Origin of the sequence: Streptosporangium sp. NPDC049644 (assembly GCF_040675205.1) — a bacterium.
Lineage (GTDB): Bacteria > Actinomycetota > Actinomycetes > Streptosporangiales > Streptosporangiaceae > Streptosporangium > Streptosporangium fukuiense.
Genome location: NZ_JBFAOJ010000244.1, coordinates 1 through 2,015, shown reverse-complemented (window position 1 = coordinate 2,015; position 2,015 = coordinate 1). Strand labels below are relative to the sequence as shown.

Genomic DNA, 2,015 nt, shown 5'->3' with positions numbered 1-2,015 from the left:
AGACTGCTTTTGGCAGAAGGTCCGCCCCATCATGGAGCGCATTTGGGACCCCAGGGCCCGGCCGGATGACTCCAAGCGCAAGTACATGAACTGGCCGACAGCCGCGCAGGACGCCTGGATGACCCCGCAGGCTTGGTCGGCGATCGCCGATCCGGGCGAGCTGGTGGCCGACGGCGAAGAGATTGTTGCGTTCTTCGACGGCTCCAAGTCCCGTGACGCCACTGCGTTGGTCGGCTGCCGCATTTCCGACGGCTACACCTTCACTCTCGGCGTGTGGGAGCCCGACACCTCCCACGACACCGAATCGGTGGTGCCCGTGACCGAGGTCGACGCCGCGGTGGAGCGAATGTTCGACCGCTGGGATGTGCTGGCTTTCTTCGCCGACGTCAAGGAATGGGAAGGCTTCACCAAGGTCACCTGGCCAGGCAGGTACGCCGACAAGCTGCTCGTCCACGCGGTACCGGAGGGCAAGGATCCGCAGGCCATCGCTTGGGATATGCGGGCCCGCACTTACGACTTCACGCTCGCCTGCGAGCTCACCGAAACCGAAATCAACGAGCGGGCATTCAGGCACGACGGCGATGCCCGAGTGGCCCGCCATGTCGGTAACGCTCGCCGCCGGCCAAATCGGTGGGGCGTATCGATCGGCAAGGAGTCCCCGGACTCGCCGAAGAAGATCGACGCTGCTGTGTGTGTGATCGGCGCCCGCATGGTTCGCCGGCTGGTGCTTGCTTCTCCGAAGTACAAGAACCGCAAGAAGAAGACCTCAGGTCGCGTGTACGGATTCTGATAACCAATTCGAGGGGGTGCTTGTGGCCCTCTCTGAGTCGGATGTCGTCGACCGTTCGCGGCGGCTACTGAAGATGCGCGAGCAGGAACAGCCGCGGCTGCGGAAGATCTCGGCGTACATGCGGGGCGAGGCGTCCAGCGTGTATGTGCCACGGGGTGCCCGCCAGGAGTACAAGTGGCTGATCAAGCGGGCCAAGGTCAACATCCTGCCGCTGGTCGTCACGGTGGTCGCGCAGGCGCTGTACGTGGACGGGTACCGGCCCGCCGGCGGGGACGAGAACGCGAAGGCGTGGGAGTGGTGGCAGGCCAATCGCATGGACGCCCGTCAGCACGGCCTTCACAGGGGCACGCTGAAGTACGGCATCAGCTACGCGGTTGTGACGCCAGGCAAGCCCGGCCCGGTCATTGCGACGAGGTCTCCGCGGCGAATGACGGCGTTTTATCTGGATCCGGTCGATGATGAGTGGCCGAAGTACGCCATCGACGAAGTTGTCCGTAACGATCTCGATGGCAAGGTGCGGATTGTTCGGCTGTATGACGACACCCATCGGTATGAGCTTGAGGAGGACATCAAGCCGGGTGGGCAGCTTCGTCTGAAGAAGAGCGAGGAGCACGGCCTTAAGGTTTGCCCGGTCGTGCGGTACACCAACGGCGATGACCTCGACGGCGAGGATTGCATCCGCGGTGAGGTCGAACCGCTTTTCGAGATGCAAGACCAGCTCAACAGCACCACGTTCAACCTGTTGATGGCTCAGCAGTATGCCGCTTTCAGGCAGCGCTGGGTCACGGGTATGGCGCCGCCGCTTGATGCGCAGGGCAACCCGATGGAGCCGTTCAACGCCTCGGTGTCTCGGCTGTGGGTGGCTGAGGACGGCGACACGAAGTTCGGCGAGTTCTCGCAAACGGACCTGTCGGGCTATCTGAAGAGCGCCGAGGAGACGATCCGGCACATCGCGACCGTCTCTCAGACACCCCCTCACCACCTGCTCGGGCAGATGAGCAACCTCTCGGCGGAGGCGCTCGCCGCAGCCGAGAGCGGACTGCAGCGGAAGATCGCGGAGCGAAAGAGCAGCTTCGGGGAGAGCCACGAGCAGACTCTCCGGCTGGCGTCACGCGCCGCTGGCGACAAACGCGGATGGGAAGACTTGTCCGCTCAGGTCGTGTGGCGAGACACCGAAGCCCGTGCGCTCGCGTCGACGGTGGATGCCCTCGGCAAGCTCTCGTCC

Annotated in this window: 1 protein-coding gene and 1 pseudogene; both read left to right on the top strand. The window is 64.1% G+C overall.

Going from position 1 to position 2,015, the window contains the following annotated elements; genetic code table 11:
- A pseudogene (locus AB0J58_RS44805) lies at nt 1-790 on the top strand (terminase); the annotation flags it as partial.
- Between the two features lie 22 nt (nt 791-812).
- Nucleotides 813-2,015: phage portal protein (locus AB0J58_RS44800; protein ID WP_364227909.1), on the top strand; the 1,203-nt coding region annotated here is incomplete at its 3' end.